The sequence below is a fragment of the Sphingomonas sp. Leaf22 genome (genome assembly GCF_001421715.1).
In the GTDB taxonomy this organism is placed as follows: Bacteria; Pseudomonadota; Alphaproteobacteria; order Sphingomonadales; family Sphingomonadaceae; genus Sphingomonas.
In genome coordinates, this window is sequence record NZ_LMKP01000010.1 from 59,197 (window position 1) to 77,557 (window position 18,361).

At 67.5% G+C, this 18,361-nt stretch carries 16 protein-coding genes; 6 read left to right on the forward strand and 10 right to left on the reverse strand.

The genetic code is table 11. From position 1 onward, the window contains the following. Positions 1-21: 21 nt before the first annotated feature. Positions 22-603, forward strand: coding sequence for a TetR family transcriptional regulator (locus ASE70_RS06335; protein ID WP_056502604.1), 582 nt, complete (start codon positions 22-24; stop codon positions 601-603). Here the strand turns inward: ASE70_RS06335 and ASE70_RS06340 are convergent. The 7 genes from ASE70_RS06340 to ASE70_RS06370 all read right to left on the reverse strand — a co-directional run bounded on the left by ASE70_RS06340 (position 545) and on the right by ASE70_RS06370 (position 9,129). Next, on the reverse strand, positions 545-2,008 hold the full coding sequence (locus tag ASE70_RS06340; protein ID WP_056502608.1) for an efflux transporter outer membrane subunit: 1,464 nt from the start codon (positions 2,006-2,008) through the stop codon (positions 545-547). The genes ASE70_RS06335 and ASE70_RS06340 overlap by 59 nt on opposite strands. Then, positions 2,008-3,567 (reverse strand): MDR family MFS transporter, encoded by a 1,560-nt coding sequence (locus tag ASE70_RS06345; protein ID WP_056502611.1) that lies wholly within the window; start codon positions 3,565-3,567, stop codon positions 2,008-2,010. The genes ASE70_RS06340 and ASE70_RS06345 overlap by 1 nt, the downstream gene beginning before the upstream one ends. A gap of 1 nt (position 3,568) precedes the next feature. Next, positions 3,569-4,705: an HlyD family secretion protein gene (locus ASE70_RS06350; RefSeq protein ID WP_056502615.1), complete on the reverse strand. Its 1,137-nt coding sequence runs from the start codon at positions 4,703-4,705 to the stop codon at positions 3,569-3,571. A gap of 98 nt (positions 4,706-4,803) precedes the next feature. Next, on the reverse strand, positions 4,804-5,544 hold the full coding sequence (locus ASE70_RS06355) for an AcvB/VirJ family lysyl-phosphatidylglycerol hydrolase (RefSeq protein ID WP_056502617.1): 741 nt from the start codon (positions 5,542-5,544) through the stop codon (positions 4,804-4,806). Then, the gene (gene mprF / locus ASE70_RS06360; RefSeq protein ID WP_082450804.1) at positions 5,541-8,156 is read right to left on the reverse strand and encodes a bifunctional lysylphosphatidylglycerol flippase/synthetase MprF; all 2,616 of its coding nucleotides are present in this window, start codon (positions 8,154-8,156) and stop codon (positions 5,541-5,543) included. Before mprF ends, ASE70_RS06355 begins: the two co-directional genes overlap by 4 nt. Further along, on the reverse strand, positions 8,149-8,562 hold the full coding sequence (locus ASE70_RS06365) for a DUF2147 domain-containing protein (RefSeq protein WP_235519635.1): 414 nt from the start codon (positions 8,560-8,562) through the stop codon (positions 8,149-8,151). Before ASE70_RS06365 ends, mprF begins: the two co-directional genes overlap by 8 nt. Before the next feature lie 207 nt (positions 8,563-8,769). Further along, positions 8,770-9,129, reverse strand: coding sequence for a hypothetical protein (locus tag ASE70_RS06370; protein ID WP_056502621.1), 360 nt, complete (start codon positions 9,127-9,129; stop codon positions 8,770-8,772). 218 nt (positions 9,130-9,347) lie between these two features. On the opposite strand from ASE70_RS06370, the gene ASE70_RS06375 reads away from it, so the two are divergent. Both ASE70_RS06375 and ASE70_RS06380 read left to right on the forward strand, forming a co-directional pair. Then, positions 9,348-10,955 carry an inorganic phosphate transporter gene (locus ASE70_RS06375; protein ID WP_082438797.1) on the forward strand — a complete coding sequence of 536 codons (1,608 nt, stop codon included), beginning with the start codon at positions 9,348-9,350 and terminating at the stop codon, positions 10,953-10,955. A 4-nt stretch (positions 10,956-10,959) separates the two neighbouring features. Next, positions 10,960-12,432 carry a hypothetical protein gene (locus ASE70_RS06380; RefSeq protein WP_056502624.1) on the forward strand — a complete coding sequence of 491 codons (1,473 nt, stop codon included), beginning with the start codon at positions 10,960-10,962 and terminating at the stop codon, positions 12,430-12,432. Positions 12,433-12,588: 156 nt separating this feature from the next. On the opposite strand, the gene ASE70_RS06385 is transcribed toward ASE70_RS06380, so the two are convergent. Next, positions 12,589-13,365 carry a hypothetical protein gene (locus ASE70_RS06385; protein WP_056502625.1) on the reverse strand — a complete coding sequence of 259 codons (777 nt, stop codon included), beginning with the start codon at positions 13,363-13,365 and terminating at the stop codon, positions 12,589-12,591. A 134-nt stretch (positions 13,366-13,499) separates the two neighbouring features. Here ASE70_RS06385 and ASE70_RS06390 point away from each other — a divergent pair, with 134 nt between their 5' ends. Next, positions 13,500-14,600, forward strand: coding sequence for a glycosyltransferase (locus tag ASE70_RS06390; protein WP_056396320.1), 1,101 nt, complete (start codon positions 13,500-13,502; stop codon positions 14,598-14,600). On the opposite strand, the gene ASE70_RS06395 is transcribed toward ASE70_RS06390, so the two are convergent. After that, positions 14,561-15,118, reverse strand: a complete 558-nt coding sequence (locus tag ASE70_RS06395; RefSeq protein WP_056001256.1) for a hypothetical protein — start codon at positions 15,116-15,118, stop codon at positions 14,561-14,563. The genes ASE70_RS06390 and ASE70_RS06395 overlap by 40 nt on opposite strands. Before the next feature lie 172 nt (positions 15,119-15,290). Beyond that, entirely contained in the window at positions 15,291-16,865 is a 1,575-nt protein-coding gene (locus ASE70_RS06400) for an alpha-N-arabinofuranosidase (RefSeq protein WP_056502628.1), read from the reverse strand. Between the two features lie 181 nt (positions 16,866-17,046). On the opposite strand from ASE70_RS06400, the gene era reads away from it, so the two are divergent. Further along, on the forward strand, positions 17,047-17,949 hold the full coding sequence (era, locus tag ASE70_RS06405; protein WP_056502631.1) for a GTPase Era: 903 nt from the start codon (positions 17,047-17,049) through the stop codon (positions 17,947-17,949). A gap of 260 nt (positions 17,950-18,209) precedes the next feature. After that, positions 18,210-18,361, forward strand: a 152-nt coding sequence (locus ASE70_RS21060) for an IS1/IS1595 family N-terminal zinc-binding domain-containing protein (RefSeq protein WP_443024846.1), incomplete at its 3' end; no start/stop codon positions are given.

Genomic DNA, 18,361 nt, shown 5'->3' on the forward strand with positions numbered 1-18,361 from the left:
AAATCCCGATAGGGCGACCCGATGAGCGACGATCCCGTTTCCTCAAGTGGCCGGGCACCGCGCCGCGATGCCGCCCGTCGCCGCGACGCGCTGATCGATGCGGCGGCGACCTGTTTCGCTGAACAGGGCTATGGCGTGCCGCTGGAAACCGTCGCGGCGGCGGCCGGGGTCGGGCGGGCGACGCTGTATCGCAATTTCGACGATCGCGAGGCGCTGGCGCTGGCGATCTTTTCGCGCGCGGTCGATCGGCTGGCGGCGCTGGTCGACCCGGCGCTGCCGATCGCGCAGACGATCGCGGCGATGGTCCGTACCGGGGCCGGGGCGTTCTCGCTCTTCGCGCGGATTTCGGCCGAGTTGCATCTGGACGACGCCAACCGCGCGGCGTTTCAGGCGCTGGGGGTGCGGATGGAGGCGATCCTTGCCCCCGCCCTTGCCGAAGCCAAGCGGCGCGGCGAGGTGCGGGACGACGCGACGGCGCGCGATCTGGTGCTGGCGCTGCGCATGGCCGGCAGTCTGGTGCTGCCGGTGATGCGCGACGACGAAGTCAGCGCGCAGATCGAGACGGGTCTGCGGCTGTTGTTCGCGGGGCTGCGTCCGCGCTGACCGGATCGGTCCAGCCGAGCCCCAGCGCCTTGTTCACCGCGATATAGCTTTGGGTCAGGCCGGCGCGCGCCTGTGCGACGGCACTGGCGGCGGCGACCTGCTGGCGTTCGACGTCGAGCTGGTCGATCAGCGTCGCGGTGCCGGCCGTGACCCGCTGACGATTGAGCGCGGCGGCGCGGGCGGCGGTCGCCTCCACCTGCACCAACTGCCCCAGTTGCCGGCGACGATTGCCGAACCGCGACAGGGCGGTCTCGGCATCCTGCAACGCGTCGAGCACCGTGCGACGATAGGTCGCATCGGCCTGATCGCGCTGCGCCTCCGACACGCGGGTTGCGGCCTTGGCACGGCCGAAATCGAGAAACGACCAGTTGAGCGACGGCACGGCGAGTGCCGCCAGATTGCCGAGATCGAAAATCTTTTCGGGCGACGTACCGCCAAGGCCGAGCAGGCCGAGAAAGCGGATGCCGGGCAGTTCGCGCGCCTTGGCTGTACCGATCGCGGCGGTGCCGGCGGCGAGCTGGCGCTCGGCGGCGCGGATGTCGGGACGGCGGGCGATCAGCGCGGCGGGATCGCCGACCGCGATGCGTTGCGGCGGCAGCGGCACCGGGGCGGGCGGGGTCAGCGTCGCATCGAGCGTGCCGGGGGTGCGGCCGGTCAGGACCGCCAGCTGGTTCAGATATTCGTCGCGCTGCGCGGCGAGCGGGATCGCGTCGGCCTGCGTGTTTTCCAGCTGGGTCTGGAGCCGTTCGATCGCGAGCCGGGACGCGGTGCCGGCCGCGAAGCGCTGGCGGGTCAGGTCGAGCTGACGCTGTTGCAGGCGGGTGTTGGCGTCGCTCAAGCCGATGCGGGCCTGTACGTCGCGGAGCGCGACATAGGCCTGTGCGACGGCAGCCGACAGCGAGACCTGCGCATCGGCAAGATCGGCCTGCCGGGCACCGGCGGTCGCCCGCGCCTGTTCGACCGTGCGGCGGCCGCCGCCGAACAGGTCGGCTTCCCACGACGCGTTGAGGCCGAGATTGTAGAAGCTGGCCCTGGTGCCGCCCCCATCCGGCTGGATCGGCGGCAGTTCGGCAAAGATCGCGGTGCCATTGGCGCTGGCGCTGGGCAGTTGCCCGACGCGCTGCTGGGTCAGCCGCGCCTGCGCCTCGCGCAGGCGAGCGGTGGACAGATCGATGGTCGGGCTATGGGTCAGCGCATCGTCGACCAGCCGGGTGAGCAGCGGGTCGTTCAGCCCTTCCCACCAGCGGGCGAGGCCGGGGGCGGGCGTCAGCGCCGCATCGGTCGCGCGGACGAAACCGCTGCGTCCGCTAGCGTCCGATGCGGTTGCCGGCGGACCGGCATAGTTCGGACCGACGGTGCAGGCACCGAGCAGCAACAGGGCGGACAGGGGGAAGGATCGGGTCATCAGTGCACCGTTACCGGTTCGGCACCCGTGGGTAGCGGGCGCAGGAACAGGACCAGCGGCAGGACGGCAAGTGCGCCGACGCCCATGATCCAGAAGATGTCGTTATAGGTCATGGTCAGCGCCTGTTGCGCGATCTGTTGCGACAGGAGCCGCAGACCGGCGCGCTGGTCGCCCGCCGCCTGACCGAGGCCGGCGACATAGGACTGCACCGCCGGGCTGTTGGCGTTCAGGCTTTCCTCGATCCGGCGCGAATGGAAATACATGCGCTGGTCCTGCAGGATCGAGATGCCGGCCAGCGCAAAGCTGCCCCCCAGATTGCGCATCGCATTGAACAGGCCCGACGCATCGCCGGCATCCTCGGGCGGGACCGAGCGGACACAGGCCTGGCTGAGGAACAGCATCGCGAGGATCTGTCCGACGCCGCGCATCAGCTGCGACACGGTGAAGTCGGGGCCGGAGGATTGCGCGGTCAGGTTCGCGTCGAGCAGCGCCGACGTGCCCATGATGAGCAGCCCGGCCGATACCGCGATGCGGATATCGACGCGTTTGAGCAGGATCGGGACCATCGTCATCAGGATCAGGCTGGGGATGCCCGACAGCAGCACGACCTTGCCCGCCTGCAACGCGTTGTAATCGGCCAGCGCCGCAAGGAATTGCGGAATGGCGTAGCTGGTGCCGTAAAGGACGACGCCGAGCACCACGCCCATCAGCGCGACCGATCCGAATTGCCGGTCGAGCAGCAGCTTCAGCTTGATGATCGGGCGCTGCGACGTCGCCTGCCCATAAAATAGCAGGCCGAAGCCGATGGCGGTGATGAACGCCATCCAGCGGATCAATTCGGAATCGAACCATTGTTCGCGCTGCCCGTCCTCTAGGAACACGGTGAGGCCACCGAGACCGAGCGCGAGGCCGGCGATGCCGAACCAGTCGGCCTGCCGGAACAGTTCGAGCTTCGATTTCTCGTGCGGCAGCCCGACCAGCAGCAGCGTGATGAGGATCGCGCAGATCGGGATGTTCAGGAAGAAGGCATAGTGCCAGCTGATATTCTCGGTCAGCCAGCCGCCGACCAGCGGCCCCAGCACCGGGCCGAGAATGGCGGTCACGCCGAACACGGCGATGCCGATCGGCTGCTGCGATTGCGGCAGGCGCTGGGCGATGATCGTCTGCGCGGTCGGGATCATCGCCCCGCCGGTAAAGCCCTGCCCGACCCGGCCGATAATCATCATCGGCAGGGTAGTGGCGATGCCGCAGACGACCGAGAAGATCGTGAACAGCCCGGCGGCGATCAGCAGGAAAGTGCGCAGACCCAGCATCCGCTGCAACCAGCCGGCCATCGGGATGATGACGATCTCGGCGACCAGATAGGCGGTGGCGATCCACGTCCCCTCGGTCCCGCTCGCGCCGATCTCCCCCTGGATGGTCGGCAGCGCCGAATTGACGATCGAGATGTCGAGCGTCGCCATCAGCGCGCCGAGATTGCCGGCGATCACTGCCAGCCACGCGCTCAGATCGGCACGCTGCGGCACGGCGGCGGCCGGGGTCATCGCCGCGCTGGCCATGTCAGCGGCCCGCCTGCTCGCGAAGCTGCTTCATTTCATCGCGGGCCGATCGGGTGTCGACGGTGACGGTCACCGACAGGCCGGGGATCAGCAGGCGGCGGGCGGCGGGCGTCGCCTCGATCGACACGCGAACCGGCACGCGCTGCGTGATCTTGGTGAAGTTGCCGGTGGCGTTCTGCGGCGGCAGCAGCGAGAATTGCGCGCCGGTGCCGGGGGCAAGGCTTTCGACCCGACCCTTCACCACCACATCGTCGAGCGCATCGACATGGATCTCGACCGGCTGACCGGGGCGCATCAGCGCGAGCTGCGTTTCCTTGAAATTGGCGGTGATATACAGGCGGTCGAGCGGGACGATCGACATCATCCGCGTACCGGCCTGAACATATTGGCCGATCGTCACCGTCTTGTCGCCGATCCGCCCGCCGATCGGTGCGGTCAGCTGCGTGGCACCGACATCGACGCTGGCGGCGGCCAGCTGAGCGCGCGCGGCCTGCCCCTGTGCGCGGCCCTGCGCGACTTGGGCGTCGAGCGATCCGACCCGGCGCTGCTGCGCGGCGACGGCGGCCTGCGCCGCGCGGACATTGTCGGCCGACTGGCGCGCGGTGACTTCGAGTTGCGCCAGCTGCTGGCGGGTTTCGGCACCCGATGCGGCGAGCGGGCGATAGCGCGCGACCTCGGCCGCGTCATAGGCCGCCTTGCTGCGCGCGGCGGCGAGTTGCGCGCGCGCCTGTTCAATCGCGGCATATTGTTCGTTGATCTGGGCGCGGGCGGTATCGGCCTGTGCCCCGGCGACGGCGATCTGCGCCTCGGCCTGCGCCGCCTGCGCGCGCGCGTCACGCGGGTCGATGCGGACCAGCGGTTGGCCGGCGCGGACGTCCTGATTCTCGGCGACCAGCACCTCGGCGACATAGCCCGATACGCGCGGGGCGATGGTTACCATGTCGGCCTGCACCGTCGCGTCGTTGGTGTCCTGCAGATATTTGCCGTGGTCCTGATAGCCGATGTACCACCAGATGCCCGCGACCAGCGCGACAATGAGCACGACGATCAGGATGAGCTTCGCCCGGCCGTTCTTGCGGGTTGGCTTCGCCAACTCAGGTTCGTCGGCGGCAATGGCAACGGGCTGCTGGTCGGTCATGGGTCGTCGTTCCGATGAGTCGCGGAACGCCCCGTCGTCCGCTGCATCGCACAATAAGCGGACAAAGTGTCCGGTTCAAGGCCGGGGCGGGAGAAACCTTACATCAGGATCGAAGGATCGGCGGTGCGCAGCGTCGCGAGGATGGTCGCGACCAGCAACTGGTCGTCGTTGCGCAGGAAATGCCCGCCGGGCAGGCCGACGACCTGCGCCCCGCTGCCCCGCAGGGTCGGGCACAGGCTTTCGGTTTCGTCGGTGCCGTAGATGCAGATGACGGGTGCCCAGTGCAGCGCGCGCATTGCCGCCGCCGGATGCGCATCGGGCGTGCCGTGATACAGGATGCCGGTCGGGTCGGAGCGGAAGAAGACGGTCTGCGCCGGAACGACGACGTTGATCGCCGCGACCTTCGCCCTCAGGTCGGCGGGCAGGTCCGGCGCGATCGCCGAGACGATGTCGGCCCCGAACGACTGGCCCATCAGGATCACGCGGTGCGCCCCGGTCTGCGCCAGCGCGGTGCGGATGGCGCTGACGACGATCGCATCGGCCTGTTCGCGGCTGCGGGTGGTGCTGAAATTGACCGGCGAGCTGACCCCGATCACCGGAATGCCATGCGCGGCGAGCGCGGGCACGACCTTGCTGCCCATGCCGAAGCGCAACCCCATGTCGCCCGAGAAATAGACGGCGACGACGTCGGGATGCTTCTTCCCCTGAAAGAAGCGGATCGATTGGGTATCGATCAGGTGCAGCGCGGGTGCGGCGAGGCCGAGCAGGACCAGCAGCCCGGCGAGAAGCGCGCCGATGCCGATCCGGCGGCGCAGGCGGGTGCGGGGCGACAGGCTCATGGGTGGACTTTCGCTGGTAAGGGGGCGGGGGCCGGGGCGGGGGGCAGATACTGGGCCGGCTGCGGGCGACCGATCAGGCGGGAGAGGTCGCGTAAGGCCTGCAACAGGCCGATGCCGCCGGGGCCGGCGATGTAGCGCGGCTCCCATCCGGGCGCGAACTTCTCCTTGTAGGTGCGCAGGCCGCGGAAGCCGTAGAAGCGTTCGCCATGGCGGAAGATGAACGCCGCCGCCTTGGCCCAGGCGGGGGCGAGCCGGCGATCCTCGATCCCCGACAGCGGTGCCATGCCGAGCGAGAAGCGGGCATAGCCCTGTGCCTGCGCCCACAGCATCAGGTCGACCAGCAGGAAGTCCATCGTTCCCGGCGGCGCATCGACCCGGTGCCGCATCAGGTCGACCGAGGCTTCGTTCTTCGAGGCGGTCAGCCACAGATTGGCAAAGGCGACGATGCGGTCGTCGATCGTCACCACCGCCACGTCGAAATGGCCGATATAGGCGCGGTCGAAATGGCCGAGGCTGAAGCCCTTTTCGCGCTGGGCCTTGGCCGCCAGCCATTCGTCGGACACGCTTTCGAGTTCGTCGATGATGCTGCCGAGTTCGCTTGTCCCGACGATGTGCAGCGTCGCGCCCTTGCGCGCGACGGCGCGTTCGGACTTGCGCAGCGCGCGCAGGCGGGGGGTGTCGAGGGTGAAGCTGGTCAGGTCGACCACCGCATCCTCGCCATATTTGACGATGTTCAGTCCCATGCCGATCGCGATGTCGAGGACGGGAGAAGAGACTTCGTAGAGCAGCAGCCGCCCCTGTTCGCGGTCGGCCAGATCGCGCAGGTTCCACAGCAGTTCGCCCCACGCATCGCGCGGGCCGACCGGATCGCCCATCGCGATCCAGCTGGCACCGTACACCTGATACATGACGAAGGCGTCGCCGGCATCGGACAGCAGGAAACGCTTGTCGCCGGTCAGCGCCAGCATCGCATCGGTCCGGTTGGCCTGGATCAGGATGCGACGGACGCTGGCGGCGTCGACAACCGAGGGCATTGCGCGGGCGGCAGCGGCGGTTGGTGCCATCAACCGCCAGATGCACGCGCCCGCCAGCATCACGATCACGCCCAGCGACGCGCGCAGGAAGCGCGGCGCATCGCTGTTCAGCGCGAATTTCCACCACAGATTCTCCGAATAGGGGACGTGGCGATACGCGAAGAAGCCCGCCCAGATCGTCAGTGCGATGACCGCGGCGACCGATGCGACCCAGCCGGGACCGATCGGCTGGCTGGTCAGCGTCGTGCGGCGATAAAAGGCGCTGCGGGTCCATTGCAGCAGCGCGGCGACAGTCAGGCAGATCGTCGCTTCCTCGTAATCCAGCCCCTTGCCGATCGAGAACAGGGCACCGACGATCAGCAGTGCGCGGGCGGCGACGAACGCGCCGTCGAGCCGGCGATAGAGCGCGGGGGCGAGCAGCAGCAGGCCGGTGCCGGTCAGGCTGGCGGCGATGCTGCTTGCCTCGATCATCGGCAGCGGCAGGATTGCCGCCAAGTCGCCCATGCGGGCGCGGACCGAGGGCAGCGATCCCGACAGCAGCAGCATCGCACCGGTGGTGAAGGTCGCGGCGCTCAAGGCGAGCGGGGCGACGCCGGTGGCGACGACGCGTACGCCCGACAGGAAGCGGACCGATCGCCGCCGTTGCCGCGCGCCTTCATGCCATGCCAACACGAGGATGCCGAGCGCGAGCGGCAGGAGGTAATAGAGCACGCGATAGGCGATCAGCGCCGCGAACAGCTTGGCCCGACCGGCGGGGACGACCGCCAGCACCACCGCTTCGAACACGCCGATCCCGCCCGGAACATGGGTGATGACCGCCGCGACGATGCCGAGCGCATAGGCGAGGATGAAGGCGGGGAGCAGCGCCGGGGTCGCGCCGGGGATCAGCACGAACAGCGCGGCGCTGGCGCAGCTGATGTCGATCAGCGCGATGGCGATCTGAAGGAACAGCTGCGTCGGGGTCGGCAGCGGGATGGAAAAGCCGAACAGGCGGATCGGGCTGCGCATCAGCGCACAGGCGGCGAGCGACTCGAGCGTCACCGCCGCGATGCTCCAGCCGGCCAGCGCGACCTCGCCCGCGCCGAGCTTCAGCCCGACAAGGTCGAGCGGACCGTGATGCAGCAGCAGCGCCACGCCGGTCACACTGATGACCCCGGCCCAGAAGGTACCGCTGGCGATCGCGATGACGCGGGCGACGTCGGGGCCGTCCAGCCCGGCGGTGGTATAGACACGGTAGCGCGCCGATCCGCCGGTCAGCAGCGCGAGACCAAGATTGTGGCTGAGCGTATAGCTGGTGAACGAGGCGAGCGCGGCGGTCCGCCACGGCAGCGGGCGGCCGATGACGCTCAGCGCCAGCACGTCGTAGAAGGTCAGCGCGAGATAGCTGCCCGCCGTCGCCACCAGCGCCAGCACGATCCGGTGCGGCGACAGCGCGTGCATCGCCGCGCGGACATCGTCGAAGCGGACTTCCTGCGTCAGATGCTCCAGCGCGGCGAAACCCAGCCCGATCAGCACGAGGACGATCAGGACGCTGATCGGCGTCCGATAGCGTTCGATCCGGCGGCGCAGGTCAGCCACGGGGCACCTGCGCGATCCGGGTCCACATCTGGGTCCGGCACAGCATTTCGCCGAGCAGGCAGCCCCGGATTTGCAGGCGATCGACCGAGGGCTGTTCGATCCGCGACGAGAAGCGCCGGCCCATATCGGGGACGAACACCGTGCCCGACCACGTGCCGCGCCCGTCGGTGGTATAGTCTTCTAGCAATTCGGTACCGATCAGCCGGTCGGTACCGCCGGCGCGGGCATCGGCCTGCGCCGTCGCGCTGGCCCAAACCACCCACCCGCACAGCCGGTTGCCGCACGGCGCGGTGCGGACCGCCACGTCGCTATGCGGGCTGAGCCACAGTCCGGCGGGCTGGGGTGCCTCCGCCGCGCCCGCCGGCACCGCCAGTGCCGCCGCCAAGATCGCCAACCACCTGCGCATCGCTCGCATCCCCTTCATCCCGGGGCGTGTAGCGGTTTCATTCTTGCCGGCCGTTCAGCGTGCGCTGAACAATCGGTAATGTTGAGGGGAATTGCTCCCCTCCCTGACAAGGGAGGGGCTGGTGGGTCGGTGCGTGAGGGAATGGTAGCGCGCCGCAACCGGCCAACCCACCCCCGACCCTTCCCTTTTCAGGGAGGGGACAGGGTTTCACCGATTTAGCGAATAGGTGATGAAGAAGCAGGCGGCGGTCAGCAGCAGCATCGCGATGATGAACGCCGTATCCGCGATCCGTTCCAGCCAGTGCAGCCGCCGCACGCCCTGTACCCGCAGCGCGAAATAGGCGCTGAGCGTGGCGATCAGGAACATCAGCGCGTCGATCGACAACAGGTCGTCGGCAAAGGTCTGGCGCGCGCGCAGGGTGATGGTGACGTGGAGCAGGCCGATGCCGGTCAGGCAGACGCCGACCATCGCCGCCGCGATCGGGCAGATCATCTGGCAGGTCTGCTCGTCGAGCAGATCGCGACGGTTGCGCCGTCCGGCGCGGGGCGGATCGATGCGGTTGGTCATGGCGGCTGCGCGGTGCGGCGAAGCGGGCATCCGCGTCAAGCAGAGAAAAGGGCGTGGCAGCCGGGCCGGTCGTCCCCGACCAGCCTTTCGCATCATATCGCCAAAGCATCTTCCATCGGCTATGGGCCGCTCGCCGACCGCGATGCCGACGCGGGGGCGGTGTGCAACTGTCACACTTCGCCGGTAGGGCGATTCGTTCATTCGGCAGGGGAATTTCGATGACGAGCGCAGCGCTGGAGCGGGATGTACGCCCCGGCCCGAAACTGGACGACAGCTTTGGTCGTGCCGGTACGTTTGGATTCGCCGCGGCGGTCGTCGCCGCACTCGGCTATGTCGTCTACAACGTGTATCGCGATGCGGCGGCGGCGAGCGTCGATCCGCTGACGCTGATGCCGTTCGGGCTGCTGGTGCTGGCGCTGATCATCGCGCTGGGCTTCGAATTCGTGAACGGGTTCCACGATACCGCCAATGCGGTGGCGACGGTGATCTACACCAATTCGATGCCCGCGCATGTCGCGGTCGTGTGGTCGGGCTTCTTCAATTTCCTCGGCGTGCTGCTGTCGACCGGCGCGGTCGCGTTCGGCATCATCTCGCTGCTGCCGATCGAACTGATTCTGCAGGTCGGGTCGTCCTCGGGCTTTGCGATGGTATTCGCGCTGCTGATCGCGGCGATCGTGTGGAACCTCGCCACCTGGGCGCTGGGCATTCCGTCGTCGTCGTCACACACGCTGATCGGATCGATCATCGGCGTCGGCGTCGCCAACGCGATCCTGCAGGGGCGCAGCGGATCGGCCGGCGTCGATTGGGACAAGGCGACCGAGATCGGAAAGGCGTTGCTGATTTCGCCGCTGATTGGTTTCGGGGTCGCCGCGTTGCTGTTCCTCGCGATGAAGACGCTGATCCGCAACCGCAAGCTGTACGAGGCACCGGTCGGCGACACGCCGCCGCCGATGTGGATTCGTGCGCTGCTGATCTTCACCTGCACCGGCGTCAGCTTCGCCCACGGATCGAACGACGGCCAGAAGGGTATGGGGCTCATCATGCTGATCCTGATCGGGACCGTTCCGACCGCTTATGCGCTCAACCGTGCGGTGCCCGCCGAATATGAAGCGCAGTTCGTCACCAACAGCGCGGCCGCGACGCAGGTGCTGAGCCCGCGCGGTGCACGAGTCAGCCTCGACGATACCGCCGCCCGCACCCAGACGCAGCGCTACATCACCGAGCGCAAGCTGGACGCCGAAACCGTGCCCGCCGTCACCGCGCTGGTCGGCACGATCGACCGGCAGGTCCGCGAATATGGTTCGCTGGCAAAGGTGCCTGCCGCCGTCAGCGGCAATATGCGCAACGACATGTACCTCGCCTCCGAAGCGGTGAAGCGCATCGGCAAGGAAAAGTCGCTGGGCCTGAACGAGCGCGATCAGCAGGTGCTGACCGATTATCGCGGTTCGCTCGACGCCGGTACGCGCTTCATCCCGCTCTGGGTGAAGGTCGCGGTCGCCTTTGCCCTCGGCCTCGGCACGATGGTCGGGTGGAAGCGGATCGTGGTCACTGTCGGCGAAAAGATCGGCAAGACCCACCTGACCTATGCGCAGGGCGCGTCGGCCGAACTGGTGGCGATGGCGACGATCTTCGGTGCCGACAGCATGGGCCTGCCGGTGTCGACCACCCATGTCCTGTCGTCGGGTGTCGCCGGCACGATGGCGGCGAACCGGTCGGGGTTGCAGATGTCGACGGTGCGCAACCTTATGATGGCATGGGTGCTGACGCTGCCGGTGTCGGTGCTGCTGTCGGGGTCGCTGTACCTGCTGCTCAACCGGGTCTTCTGATCGGATGACGGGAGCGGCGGAGCGGGTCGACCGGCCCGATGCGGTGCCGGTCGTGCCGCTCCGCCGCGATCCGGTGGCATGGCTGATCCTGATCCTCGTATGGTTCTCCTGCGCATGGTTCGGATCGTGGGAGTTCAATCCCAACAACGCCGTGCGGATGTTCGCCACGCTGTCGCTGGTCGAACAGGGTGACGCGACGATCGACGAATTCGCGCCGCTGACGATCGACAAGGCGCAGTTCGGCACCCATTATTATTCGGACAAGGCACCGGGGATGACCGTGCTCGGCATTCCCGCCGTCGTCCTTGCCGACCGGATATCGGGGCAACGCGCCGATGCCTTCATCCCCGCCTTCGAAAATGCCGCGTTCAACCGCTTCCTAAAGATCCGCATCCGGCTGGTCGCGGTGACGATCTGTGCGGTGTTGAGCGCGCTGGCGGCGATGCTGCTCTACGACTTCGTTCGCCGGATCACCGGCGATATCGAGGCGGGGGCGGTCGCGGCGCTGGCGTACGGGCTGGGTACCACCGTCTGGGGATGGTCGACGACGATCTTCGGCCATGCGCCGGTCGCCGCGCTGCTACTGATCGCAAGCTGGGCGGTGTGGCGCGGGACCGGGCCGGCGCGATCGCGGGGCCATGCCGTCGTCGCCGGGCTGGCGCTTGGCTGGGCGGTGCTGATCGAGCATTCGGCGTTGATCGCCGGGCTGCCGGTCGCCGGCTTCGCACTGTGGCGGTTGCGCGACCTGCCGCGCGCCACCGCCATGCGGACGTCCGTCGTCGCGCTGGCGGCCGGGGCGAGCGCGCTGGTCGTGCTGCTTGGCTATAACCTGCTGGCGTTCGGGACGGTGTTCCGGCTCGGCTATTCGGGGGTCACCGACTTTGCGGGGATGCAGGAGGGGCTGTTCGGGCTGACCTATCCCAAGCCCTATGTGCTGTTCGAACTGATCTTCGGCGAGCGGCGCGGCATGTTGTGGGTCGCGCCGATCCTGATCGTCGCGCCGTTCGGGCTGGCGATGCTGGTGCGGGATCGCGCCACACGCGATCTCGGTTGGCTGGCGATCGCGGGGGCGGTGGTGCCGTTCCTGATCAACGCCTCCTATTATTACTGGGACGGCGGCAACGCGACCGGGCCACGCCATGCGCTGCCGGCGGTCGGGTTCCTGTGCATCGGCATCGGTGCCTTCTGGGCACGGACGACCCGCTGGTCGCGGGTGGCGGTCGGCGCGCTGCTGGCCGGATCGGTCACGGTGAACATGGCGATCGCGAGTGCGGAGATCACCGCCCCGCAGGACGAACCGCGCGCACTGGCGAAGTCGGTATTCGCGGCGCGGTTCGATCCGGGCTATCTGCGGACGGTGGCCGATGAGTGGTTCGGGTATACGCCGTGGCAGGGGCTGGCGATCTGGGCTTTGGTTGCCGGGGCGTTGACGGTTGCTTTGGCGGTGTTGGTCGGGCGGGCAAGGGTAAGAAGGTAGGGGTTCGCGGAGCCGCGGAGGGGGTGCGCCACGGCAAGACCTTGCCGCGTCAGCGACCTTCTCTGTGCTGCCACTGGAGCAGGTGTCTCCCGGTCGCGAGGCGTTGCCCGGAACGTCACTCCTCCGCGTCTCCGCGCCTCCGCGTGAACCACTCTTCTACTCGGCAGCCTGCGCCTGACGCGCCGGAATGGCAAAACCGAACTTGGCCTCGACCGCCGGGTCGAGCCACGCATGGATATGGGCGAGATCGGCGTCGGATACCGGTGGGTAGGCGGTCGGGGTGAAGCTGCGCCGGCCCTGCCCCTTGTACGTGTCCTGCGCGATGAAGGGATCGGCCATCGCAAGGCCGGTCGCAGCGGCGAGGTCGCCGATCACCCCGGCCGGGTCGGCGCGGAAGGCGTCATAGCCGAGCAGGGCGACATGGTGCGCCCGGTCGTGCAGCCCGGCCCAGTGACGCAGCTTAGCGGTGCGCTTGGCCAGCGGGTTGGCGAAGCGGTCGCCGGTGTCGGGGCAGCGTTCGTGCAGCATCTCGCGGCCCAGCACCGGATGATCGTCCTCGACGCCCCAGAACTCGCTGTCCCAATAGCTGTGCCACGGCGCGCGGATGAAGTCGGAGAAGCCGAGTTGCTTCAGTTCGGGATGGGCATGCCATGGCTGGCGATGCAGGCTGCGCACCCAGTCGACCGGGTCGCGCGCCACCGCCAGCACCATGACGTCGCGGGGGAACAGCACCTGTTCGGGCACGAACCAGTGTTTAAAGCCATAGCCTTCGGTAAAGGCGGCGCGGCCGAGATTGGCCTCGATCGAACGGATCAGGACGTTGGTGCCCGAACAACGCTGTCCATAGACCTGGATCGCGCGGATCGGCGCGTCGCCGCGACGCAGGATCGTCAGGCCGGGGCGCGGATCGGACCAGCCGTCATGCGTCGTCATGCAGGTTCTATTCCCATCTGAATCGTCGGAAATCGTTGAGTTTCCGAAATAATTTGCCGTGCAGGCGCTACGCAGGGAGCCGGAAACGGTTCCGCCGCGTTCGTGCGGCCAAGACGGGTTTTTCCGGGGGACGAATGACGACGCGGCCGATCACCTTCTTCATCCATCATCAGGGTCGCGGCCATGCCAATCGGGCGATGGCGATCATCCGCGAGTTGCCCGCCGATCGCCGGGTGACGATCCTGTGCGCCCGCCCCGACCTGTTCGACGGTTTCGATCGCCCGATCGAGATCGTCGCCCTGCCCAACATGATTGGTGCGCCGGTGCCGACCAGGGCCTTGTTCGACCAGCCGACGCCCGAAGTGCTGCACTGCGTGCCGCTGGGCGTCGAGGCGACGCGGCGGACGATGCGGACGATCCTCGACCATCTCGACGATGCCGCGCCGGCATTGTTCGTGGTCGATGTGTCGGCGGAAATCGCGCTGATGGCGCGGATCGCCAGCGTTCCGGCGATCAAGATCCGCATGCATGGCGACCGCACCGATCCGGGGCATCTGGGGGCGTATCAGGCATGCGTCGGATTGCTGGCGCCGTTCGACGAAGCGATCGAACAGGACGACTTCCCCGACTGGGGCCGGGCCAAGACCTGTTACACCGGTGGATTGTGCACCACGACCGATCCCGTGCCGACCAGGGACGAGGCACGGGCGAAGCTAGGCATCGATCCTACCCAAGAGGTCGTGCTGGTGCTGACCGGCGGCGGCGGGGCGGGGACGCCATATGCGCCGCTGACCATGGCCGCGCGGGCGGTTCCGCAAGCCCTGTGGCTGGTGATCGGGCCGGTCCACCGCGAAGGGCATGAGACCGATTTCGGCAATCTGGTCGAGCGCGGCTGGGTCGAGGGCGTCACCGATTACATCGCCGCCGCCGACGTCGTCATCGCGTCGGCGGGCGACAATACCGTACACGAGATCGCGCGGGTCGGCCGCCCCTATATCTGCGCGCCCGAATGGCGGTATTTCGCCGAACAGACGCGCAAGGCCGACCGGCTGGCAGAGGTCGGCGCGGCGGTGGCGCTGCACCAGTGGCCGGGGTCGCTGGCACCGTGGCGCGGGCTGCTGGATGCGGCGAAGGCGCTCGATCCGGCGGCGCTGGCCGCGCTTTACGACGCGGATGCGGCGGCGCGGGCGGCGGATTATATCGAGGGGCTGGCGGTGCGGCTCTGGGCCGATTGACGCGCGGCGCGGGCGAACGACGCCGCACTGATGCACCATAGCGCGCAGAACAGGCCGGTGCCGATCGCCACTTCACGGACACCGTTCGCGCCCGGTGAGGCCCAGCCGAGGGTCCAGCCGACGATGCCCGCCAGCAGTTGCGCGACGGCGGCGACGGCCATCGCCTGTGCCATGCCGCGTGCCGTGAAGCGGGCGAGGACCGCCCCGCCGAGCGCGACGAGCAGCACGATGCCGAACAACGCATTGGCGGGATTGGCTTCGTTGCCGAGAAACCCGACCGCCGCATTGACCCAGGTCAGCAGGAACGCAGTGACGACCGCCACCATCGTGCCGAAGCGATAGGCGATGTTCGACGATGCCAGCAGGCCGAGTTCGACCGCGCCGCCCGCCAGGGCGAACAGGATCGCGGCGAAACCGTAATCGGACGACGTCCATGGCGCGCCCAGCAGGGCGGGCATGGCGAGCAGCAACAGCGCGCCGCCCCAGCCGAGCAGGTGTGGATTGATCGATCGGGGCATGACGGTCCTTTCGCGGTCTTCGTACCGGACCCTATGGCCGGTCGGTGTCGGCCGCGAATGGATGGCCTGTGCAGATTCGGTGAAGAATGCGCGGTCGGTGCGTCGATCGGTGTGGTTCCCCTCCCGTTTCGGGGAGGGGAGCGGTCCGGGGCGACCTGCGCCGCCCCGTTCCTCACTTGATGTCGAGCATCACCACCGACTTGGCCGGCAGCGTCACCGTCAGCGTGCCGTTCGCGACCTGTGCGCCGGTAAAGGCGGTCGGGGTCACGGCGTTCGGGTTGTCGAACGTGTTGTGCGCCGTGATCGTCGGGGCGGTCAGCACGCGGCCGGTGACGGTTGCGCCGTTGATCCCGGTCAGCGCCGCCGACACGGTGGTCGGACGGTTCGGATCGGCGTTCGACAGGGCGACATGGACCACCCCGTCCTTGCCGCGCACCGCCGAGGCCGACACCGCCGGCATCACCCATTTGTCGCGCGAGTAATAGGGGCTGTTGACCGTGATCGGCAGCACCGTGCCGTCCATGAACGGCTTGTACATTTCGAACACGTGATAGGTCGGCGTCAGGACCATCTTCGGCCCGTCGGTCAGAATCATCGCCTGCAACACGTTCACCATCTGGGCGATGGCGGTCATCTTCACGCGGTCGGCATGTTTGGCGAAGATGTCGAGGTTGATCGCGGCGACCAGCGCGTCGCGCATCGTGTTCTGCTGGCGCAGGAAGCCCGGCGTCGTGCCCGGGTCCTGTGCATACCACGTGCCCCATTCGTCGACGGCCAGCCAGACGCGCTTTTGCGGGTCGTACTTGTCCATCATCTGCGAATGCTTGGTGATCAGCTCGTCCATCTTCCACGTCCGCGCGAGCGTTTCGGCCCAGGCGGATTCGTCGAACTGGGTCGGGGACGCCTTGGGCGGCCAACCACCGCCGGGCACGGTGTAGTAATGCAGCGAGACGGCGTCGATCTGGTTGATCGCCTCGCGCATCATCACGTCGGTCCAGTTATAGTCCTCGACATTGGCGCCGGATGCGATCTTGAGAACGCGGCTGCCGGCGGGCGACTTGATGAAGGTCGCGAAGCGCTTCGTCTCGTCGGCGGCATATTCGGGGCGCATATTGCCGCCGCAGCCCCACAGCTCGTTGCCGATGCCGAAATACGGTACCTTCCACGGCGCCTTGCGGCCATTTTTGGCGCGTTCGTCGGCGAGGGTGCCCGCCTCCTGCGTCATATATTCGACCCACTCGGCCATTTCGCGTGGGCTACCGTTGCCGACATTGCCCGAGATATAGGCTTCGGCACCGACCTGTTCGGTCAGGTCCATGAATTCATGGGTGCCGACCGCATTATCCTCGGTCACGCCGCCCCAGTGGTTGTTGATCTTGACCGGGCGCTTGTTCTTGGGGCCGATCCCCTCGCGCCAGTGATATTCGTCGGCGAAGCAGCCGCCGGGCCAGCGGATGACCGGCACGCCGAGGCGCTTCAGCGCGGCGACGACGTCGTTGCGGAACCCGCGCGTGTTGGGGATCCTGCGGTCGTTACCGACCCACAGGCCGCCATAGATGCCGTTGCCGAGATGCTCGGCGAACTGGGTGAAGATACGGCGGTCATAGGTCGGACCCTGCTGGTCGCCGCGGATCGCGATCTGCGCCGGCTCGCCGGGCTGCGGAGTGGCGGGCGTCTGCGCCGATGCGGTCGCGGCGATCAGCAGCAATGCCGTACCGAGCACGAAATTGCGCGCACGGGTCCGCATCGTGCGGCGTGCAGTGGATTGGTCACGCATGGGTTCTCGCCCCCTCCTATGTTCTTGTCGGACTATTGGGTAGCGGGCCTGCCGGGCCGGATCAAGCACCGACTTGCGCCGCGCACATGCTTTGCTTGCGCCGCCGGCGCGCGTAAGAAGGGCATCATCGAAATTTGAATGAGGTTAGCTTTTGACGTCTTCTTCCCAGTCGTGCGGCCTTGTCGCGGTCCTTGGCGCCCCCAATGCGGGGAAGTCGACGCTGGTCAATGCGCTGGTCGGACAGAAGGTCGCGATCACCAGTCCCAAGGCGCAGACGACGCGCACCCGGTTGATGGGCATCGCGATCGAGGGGAATACCCAGCTGTTGCTGGTCGATACGCCGGGCATCTTCGAACCGAAGCGGCGGCTGGACCGGGCGATGGTGTCGGCGGCGTGGGAGGGCACGGCGGGTGCCGATGCGGTCGCGGTGGTCGTCGACGGCAAGGGCGGGATCGGGCCGAAGGTCCGCGCGATCGTCGAGCCGCTGGCAAAGCGTAAAGAACCGAAGATTTTGATCCTGAACAAGGTCGATATCGCCGACAAGCCACGCCTGCTCGATCATGCCGCGCGGTTGCACGAACTGGCGGCGTTCGAGGAGACGTTCTTCGTCAGCGCGACGACCGGCGACGGCTTGAGCGAAATGAAGGCGGCGCTGGCGAAGCGGATGCCCGAGGGGCCATGGCATTTCCCCGAGGATCAGGTGAGCGGCGCCACCGACCGGATGCTGGCGGCCGAAGTCACGCGCGAGCAGCTGTATCACCAGCTGCACGAGGAACTGCCCTATGCCAGCGCGGTCGATACCGAACGCTATCTGGAGCGCGAGGACGGGTCGGTCGAAATCCATCAGCAAATCTATGTCGCGCGCGATACCCAGCGCGCGATCGTGCTGGGCAAGGGCGGGCAGCGGATCAAGGAAATCGGCGCGACCGCGCGCAAGGAATTGCAGGAACTGCTCGGCGTGCGGGTGCATCTGTACCTGCATGTGAAGGTCAAGCCGAACTGGGAAGAAGACCGGATGCTGTACCGCGATATCGGGCTGGATTGGGTCGAGTAGGGATATTCGCTGCTCCCCTCCCTGAAAGGGAGGGGTTGGGGGTGGGTAGGTCCGTGGCTGGCGTAGCGTTTCCCCATGGGCCGACCCACCCCCGGCCCCTCCCTTGTCAGGGGGACTGTTTACACGAGGCGCGTTTTGGATTCTTCTGTGTTCCTTTGATTTGGGACGGGGAGGATAGGATGCGTTGTCCAGCGTGCGAGGGGACCGAGGCGCGTTTTGGATTCTTCTGTGTTCCTTTGATTTGGGACGGGGAGGATAGGATGCGTTGTCCAGCGTGCGAGGGGACCGACCTGATCAAGCGGGGCCGCAAGCCGGGCAATCAGCGCTATGTGTGCCGGGCCTGCGGTCGATACTGCACCGACAGCCAGCCCAGGTTCAGTGCCGAGACGAAAGCTTTGGCGATCGAGATGTA